This is a genomic window from Rhodothermus profundi (assembly GCF_900142415.1).
Lineage (GTDB): Bacteria > Bacteroidota > Rhodothermia > Rhodothermales > Rhodothermaceae > Rhodothermus > Rhodothermus profundi.
Genome location: NZ_FRAU01000004.1, coordinates 265,765 through 272,500, shown reverse-complemented (window position 1 = coordinate 272,500; position 6,736 = coordinate 265,765). Strand labels below are relative to the sequence as shown.

Genomic DNA, 6,736 nt, shown 5'->3' with positions numbered 1-6,736 from the left:
AACGGCGGCCGTAACTATAACGGTCCTAAGGTAGCGAAATTCCTTGTCGGGTAAGTTCCGACCTGCACGAATGGTGTAACGACCTGGGCACTGTCTCGGCCACGGGCTCGGTGAAATTGTGGTGCCAGTGAAGACGCTGGCTACCCGCCGCGGGACGGAAAGACCCCGTGCACCTTTACTGCAGCCTGGCATTGACGCCGGCCAGGGCGTGTGCAGGATAGGCGGGAGGCTGTGAAGCCGGGGCGCCAGCTCCGGTGGAGCCGCCCTTGAGATACCGCCCTCGCTCTGGCTGGCGCCTAACCCACGGCCGTTATCCGGTCGGGGGACAGTGTCAGGTGGGTGGTTTGACTGGGGCGGTCGCCTCCTAAAGAGTAACGGAGGCTCCCAAAGGTCCCCTCAGCACGGTCGGTAATCGTGCGCAGAGTGCAAGGGCATAAGGGGGCTTGACTGCGAGACCCACAAGTCGAGCAGGGGCGAAAGCCGGGCCTAGTGATCCGGCGGTTCCGAATGGAAGGGCCGTCGCTCAAAGGATAAAAGGTACGCCGGGGATAACAGGCTGATCGGGGCCAAGAGTTCACATCGACGCCCCGGTTTGGCACCTCGATGTCGGCTCATCGCATCCTGGGGCTGGAGAAGGTCCCAAGGGTTGGGCTGTTCGCCCATTAAAGCGGTACGTGAGCTGGGTTCAGAACGTCGTGAGACAGTTCGGTCCCTATCTGCGGCGGGCGCAGGAGGCTTGAGCGGAGCTGCCCCTAGTACGAGAGGACCGGGGTGGACGGACCTCTGGTGTACCAGTTGTGCCGCCAGGTGCACCGCTGGGTAGCCATGTCCGGACGGGATAAGCGCTGAAAGCATCTAAGCGCGAAGCCCACCGCAAGATGAGGCCTCCCCTACGGGCCGTCCGAGACCAGGACGTCGATAGGCGGCAGGTGTAAGCGGGGTAACCCGTTGAGCCGAGCCGTACTAATCGCCCGTGCGACTTAATCCCTACCCCTTTTACAGGCAAGCACCTGCGCGCTCCAGCCGCGCCCGGTTTGCTTCTGCCTTGCGGCGCGTCGCATGTCACCAGGTTGCGGGACGCGCTTCGGCGCGTCCAGGTCTCTGGTGCCTATAGCGCGGGGGAAACACCTCTTCCCATTCCGAACAGAGAAGTTAAGCCCCGCAGCGCCGATGGTACTGCCCGAAACGGGTGGGAGAGTAGGTCGGTGCCAGGGACCTTGAATGTCACGCGCGGATCTGCCTGCGATTGCAGTCAGGTCCGCGCGTTTCTTTTTAGCATACCCCTCTTAAAAAATTCCGCAAACGCCGGATAGATCAATCAACTCGCGCGTTCTCTCCCCATCCCCAAAGGGTAAGCTCCCCCAGATGTATGGCTGAAACGCTGCTTAACGAACCTCAAGTCACACCCGAACTGGCCCGGCAACACGGCCTAACAGACGAAGAATACGGCTGGATCGTCGAAAAACTGGGCCGCACGCCCACCTTTACCGAACTGGGCATCTATGCCGTTATGTGGAGCGAACACTGCTCCTACAAAAACTCCATCGCCGTACTGAAAACCCTCCCCCGCGAAGGTCCTGCCCTGCTGGTCGGAGCCGGCGAGGAAAATGCCGGCCTGGTGGACATCGGCGACGGCCTGGCCGTGGCCTTCAAAATTGAAAGCCATAACCACCCGTCTGCCGTCGAACCCTATCAGGGAGCAGCTACCGGGGTAGGCGGCATCCACCGCGACATTTTTACCATGGGCGCTCGCCCCATCTGCGCCCTGAACTCCCTCCGGTTCGGACGACTCGAAAACCCGCGCGTGCGCTATCTGTTCGATGGCGTGGTGCGCGGCATCGCCGACTACGGCAATGCGTTTGGCGTCCCCACCGTTGCCGGAGAGGTCTACTTTGACCCTTCCTATGAAGGCAACCCGCTCGTCAATGCAATGAGCGTGGGAATCGTGCGGGTCGGTCAGACCGTCTCCGCCGCTGCCCGCGGAAAAGGCAACCTCGTCTACATCGTGGGCTCCGCCACCGGACGCGACGGCATCCATGGCGCTACCTTCGCTTCTGAAGAAATCACGGAAGAAAGCGAGGCCAAACGACCCAGCGTCCAGGTAGGTGATCCCTTTACCGAAAAACTGCTCCTCGAAGCTACCCTGGAAGCCATTCGTAAAGGGCTCATCGTCGGAATGCAAGACATGGGCGCCGCCGGCCTGACCTGCTCCTCCTGTGAAATGAGCGCGCGCGGCAAAACGGGAATGGTGCTCTATCTGGAGCGGGTACCGGTGCGAGAGGCCGACATGACGCCCTATGAGATCATGCTCTCCGAAAGCCAGGAGCGGATGCTGGTGGTGTGCGAACCGGAAAAAGCCGCCGAGCTGGAAGCCGTATTCCGTAAATGGGATCTGCACGCCGCCTGCATCGGGGAGGTAACCGACGATGGACACGTCCGCGTCTACTGGCATGGCCAACTGGTAGCCGACGTCGAAGCCGAACACCTGGTACTCGGCGGCGGCGCGCCCGTCTACCATCGAGAAGCCCGACGCCCTGCTTATCTGGAGAAAACACGCACCTTTGACCTCAGCACGGTGCCAGACGTTACTCCGGAAACCGCAGGCAGTGCGCTCCTCCACCTGCTAAGCAGCCCCAATATCGCCTCCAAACGATGGGTCTTTGAACAGTACGATACGATGGTCCGAACCAATACCGTGGTTGGACCTGGACCCAGCGATGCGGCCGTCATCCGCATCAAAGGCACGCGTAAAGCGTTGGCCGTTAAGGTAGACGGCAATGGCCGCTACGTTTACCTGAACCCGCGCCGCGGCGGTCAAATTGCCGTGTGTGAAGCCGCCCGTAACGTCGTCTGCGCCGGCGGACGGCCTGTTGCAATTACAAACTGTCTGAACTTCGGCAATCCCTACAAACCCGAGGTCTACTGGACCTTCAAAGAGGCCGTGGCCGGAATTGGCGAAGCCTGTCGCGTGCTGAAAACACCTGTGACTGGCGGCAACGTCTCGTTCTACAACGAAAACCCTGAAGGAGCTATCTTCCCCACACCAACCATTGGTATGCTGGGAGTGCTCACGGATGTCTCGCAGGCAACCACGGCTAACTTCAAGCAAGCCGGCGACCGCATCTACCTGCTGACGCCTGCCACCTGGCTCCACCGTAACGATCTGGGCGGCTCCGAATACTTAGCCTATGTGCACGGGATCACGGCAGGGGATGCCCCGCATATAGATCTGGAAGAAGAAAAGGCCGTACAGCAGGCTTTGCTGACATTGATCGAGGCAGGGCTGGTCCGAAGCGCCCATGACGTTGCCGACGGCGGGCTGGCCGTATGCCTGGCAGAATGTGTGATCTTCTCACCTGGACTGGGCGCGCGTGTAGAGCTGCCTGGCGCACCGGATGTTCGGCTTGACGCCCTGCTGTTCGGCGAAGCGCAATCGCGCATTGTCTTTACGGTAGCACCCGAACACGAAGCGGCGGTGGCCCGGTTGTTGAAGGAAACCGTACAGGTACAATGCATTGGGACGGTGACCGCCACCGAGTCGCTGGAGCTGTGGGTGGAAGATCAACCAGTGCTCACGCTGACTCGGTCCCAGTTGCTGGAACCCTACGAGACCGCGATTCCGTCCCAGATGCCCACCGTATAGCTTCGAAACTACCCGGAACCCTACTTGTTGAACCCGACGTCCTTAGTTGTCCAAATAGAAAACAGCAGTCATCATGGGAGAAAACGTCAAATACGTCACGCTGACCGATGACAACTTCGAGCAGGAAGTGCTGCAGGCAGACGTCCCGGTGCTGGTCGACTTCTGGGCGGTCTGGTGCGGACCGTGCCGGATGATCGCTCCGATCATTGAAGAGCTGGCGGCCGAGTACGAAGGCCGGGCAAAAATAGGAAAGCTGGATGTGGACCATAACCCGCAAACTGCTATGCAGTATGGCATCCGGTCCATTCCTACGCTGCTGTTCTTCAAAAACGGCCAGGTCGTCGATCAGTTGATCGGGGCGGTGCCTAAAAAAGTGCTGGTCGAAAAATTAGAAGCGTTGTTGGCGACCGAAACGGCTTGAATCCGCAAATGCCGAAACCCAGCAGGCAACCATGGCACAACCTGATCTGTCCGCCTTCGACGGGGTAGATTTCCGGGGGGCCGAACACCGCACGCTCGTGATCATCGGAACCGGACCCGCCGGTCTGACCGCTGCGCTGTATGCCGCACGAGCCAATCTGGAGCCTGTGGTCTGGAAGGGCCCTGAACCCGGAGGGCAACTAATCATGACCACTGAGGTGGAAAACTATCCGGGATTCCCGGAAGGTATCCTCGGGCCCGAATTGATGCAGCGTTTTGAGCAACAGGCGGCTCGTTTTGGAGCCGATCTGCGCTTCGGCACGGTAACGGCCGTAGATTTCTCCCGACGGCCCTTCCGCCTGCTCATTGATGACCGCATTCCCATGCTGGCCGATGCGGTCATCATTGCCACCGGTGCATCGGCCAAATACCTGGGCCTTGAAAACGAACAGCGCCTGATCGGACGCGGTGTTTCAGCCTGCGCCGTCTGTGATGGAGCCTTCTTCCGGGGTATGGAGGTGGCCGTTGTAGGGGGCGGCGATACGGCTATGGAAGAGGCGCTTTTCCTGACTCGGTTTGCTTCAAAGGTTTATGTCATTCATCGGCGAGATCAGCTCCGGGCCTCTAAAATCATGCAGGAGCGCGCCTTCAAAAATGAAAAAATTACGTTTATATGGAACACCGTAGTTGAAGACGTGCTGGGAGCCAATGAGGTAGAAGGGGTGCGCCTGCGCAATGTCAAGACGGGCGAAATCTCAGATCTGCCGGTGAAGGGACTTTTTGTGGCCATCGGACACAAGCCTAACACGGAGGTCTTCCGTGGCTGGCTGGAAATGGACGCGCAGGGCTACATTAAGACGAAGAATTGCTCAACGCATACCAGCATTCCAGGCGTTTTTGCCTGCGGCGATGTGCAGGATCGCGTCTATCGACAGGCCGTAACAGCCGCCGGCTCAGGCTGCATGGCCGCGCTGGATGCCGAACGCTGGCTGGCTGAGCAGGAGCATGCCGCGGCTTCATCGGTTGCGGCCGAATGAAGGGAAAGCAAGTCTGCTGGATCGGGCTGGGCCTTGTATGGCTGGCAGGCTGCACGGCCTCGCCAAAGCCTTCAGCCGTCGGAGAGGACCTTACGTCTCCGGCCACTGCGCTGGAGACCGGGGAGGTTGCACCAGACCCGCTGCCAGAGCTGTCCGCTAAAACGCATGCTGCTGGAGCGCCTGACTCGGCGGCAGTGGCTCGTCGACTGCAAGATCAGGCGCTGGTCACCCAGGTGCTGCTCGCCGTGAGTAATGCCCCAGCGCTGCGTGCCCACCTGCCTGTAGTGAAGGCGCAAGACGGCGTCGTTACGCTGCAGGGAAGTGTCCCTTCCGAAGCGCATCGGCAACAGATGGTGCAGGTGGTCCGGCGCCTGTCCGGGGTAACAGAGGTGATCGACAGGCTAATCGTCGAGATAACGTCCAGCCCGGCAGGCCAATACCATACGGTGCAGCCCGGCGAGACCCTCTGGGATATTGCGCGACGCTACGGACTATCGGTAACCCAACTACGCCGCATGAACGCGCTGCGCACCAGCACCATTCAGCCCGGACAACGACTTCGCGTGCGGTAGCTCAGCGGCGAAACAGATGCTTGACCACAAACCAGACGTTTTCTTTACGCTCGCGCAACCGTCGGTAAAAGTAAGGTAGCCATTCTGTGCCGTACGGGACGTACACGCGCATTCGGTAGCCCTGAGCGACAAGCGCACGTTGCGTCTCCGGACGAATGCCGTAGAGCATCTGAAATTCAAAGCGTTCGCTGCTGATCTGGTGCGCGGCCGCAAAGCGTCGGGTAGCCTCGATCAGCAGATCGTCATGGGTAGCAATGCCTGGATAGCGTCCCTCCCGCAGGAGTTGCTGCATGTATTCAATGAACCGAGCACGAATGGTGGGCATGTCCTGATAGGCAATGTCGGGAGGCTCTTTGTAAGCGCCTTTGCAGAGGCGCACGCGGGCTTTCAATTGGCACATGCGGGCAACGTCGCGCGCAGTACGTTTCAGGTAAGCCTGAAGTACAGGTCCCACGTGATCAGGATAGTCGGCATAGACCTGTTCAAAAATTTGCAGGGTTGATTCGGTCAAATCACTGCCTTCCATGTCAAGGCGAATAAATACGTCGCGCGGACGAGCCGCTTCAAGAAGCTGACGCAAATTGTCGAGACAGAAGGCCGGGTCGATTTTCTGACCCAGTGAGGAGAGCTTGAGCGAAATGTTGGCGTCGCGCAGGTGGCCCGCGTCGCGCTCGTTGGCCAGCACGTCTATCAAACCCAGATAAGCATCGCGCGTCGCAAGAGCCTGCTGGCGATCGTGGACATATTCGCCCAGGCGATCTACCGTAACGTAGAGCCCTTCGGCGCAGAGTTGCCGCAGGATTGGCAACGTGCCTTCCAGCGATTCTGCCGCAACAAAACGGCGCGCCAGCACGAAAGGAAGTTTTACAGGCATGGCATTTCGACTGGATTGCAAGCGCTTTCGAAAATAAAAAAACGCCGTGTGGCTAATTTTCCAATGCCTGCGAAAGATCTGCCAATAAATCATCAACAAGTTTTCGTCCCATTGATAGCCGAAGCAGATCCAGAGGCCGCTGGATAAGGGGACTCCATGGAAGCACGGGGCGCAATCAGGCCTTGGATAC

The 6,736-nt window shown here is 59.4% G+C and carries 5 protein-coding genes and 2 rRNA genes (1 of these 7 cut by a window edge); 6 read left to right on the top strand and 1 reads right to left on the bottom strand.

Annotated features, from left to right (window positions below; all coding sequences use genetic code 11):
• The 6 genes from BUA15_RS07740 to BUA15_RS07715 all read left to right on the top strand — a co-directional run.
• A 23S ribosomal RNA gene (locus tag BUA15_RS07740) occupies positions 1 to 988 on the top strand; it begins 1,976 nt to the left of the window's first position.
• A gap of 112 nt (positions 989 to 1,100) precedes the next feature.
• Positions 1,101 to 1,214, top strand: a 5S ribosomal RNA gene (rrf, locus tag BUA15_RS07735).
• Positions 1,215 to 1,369: 155 nt separating this feature from the next.
• Positions 1,370 to 3,643: a phosphoribosylformylglycinamidine synthase subunit PurL gene (gene purL / locus BUA15_RS07730; protein ID WP_072715410.1), complete on the top strand. Its 2,274-nt coding sequence runs from the start codon at positions 1,370 to 1,372 to the stop codon at positions 3,641 to 3,643.
• 73 nt (positions 3,644 to 3,716) lie between these two features.
• Complete coding sequence (gene trxA, locus BUA15_RS07725) at positions 3,717 to 4,064, top strand: thioredoxin (protein WP_072715409.1); 348 nt, start codon at positions 3,717 to 3,719, stop codon at positions 4,062 to 4,064.
• A gap of 31 nt (positions 4,065 to 4,095) precedes the next feature.
• Complete coding sequence (gene trxB, locus BUA15_RS07720) at positions 4,096 to 5,100, top strand: thioredoxin-disulfide reductase (protein ID WP_072715408.1); 1,005 nt, start codon at positions 4,096 to 4,098, stop codon at positions 5,098 to 5,100.
• Positions 5,097 to 5,672 (top strand): LysM peptidoglycan-binding domain-containing protein, encoded by a 576-nt coding sequence (locus BUA15_RS07715; RefSeq protein WP_072715407.1) that lies wholly within the window; start codon positions 5,097 to 5,099, stop codon positions 5,670 to 5,672. The genes trxB and BUA15_RS07715 overlap by 4 nt, the downstream gene beginning before the upstream one ends.
• A gap of 1 nt (position 5,673) precedes the next feature.
• Here the strand turns inward: BUA15_RS07715 and BUA15_RS07710 are convergent, their stop codons facing one another.
• Positions 5,674 to 6,546 (bottom strand): proline dehydrogenase family protein, encoded by an 873-nt coding sequence (locus BUA15_RS07710; RefSeq protein WP_072715406.1) that lies wholly within the window; start codon positions 6,544 to 6,546, stop codon positions 5,674 to 5,676.
• Positions 6,547 to 6,736: the final 190 nt, after the last annotated feature.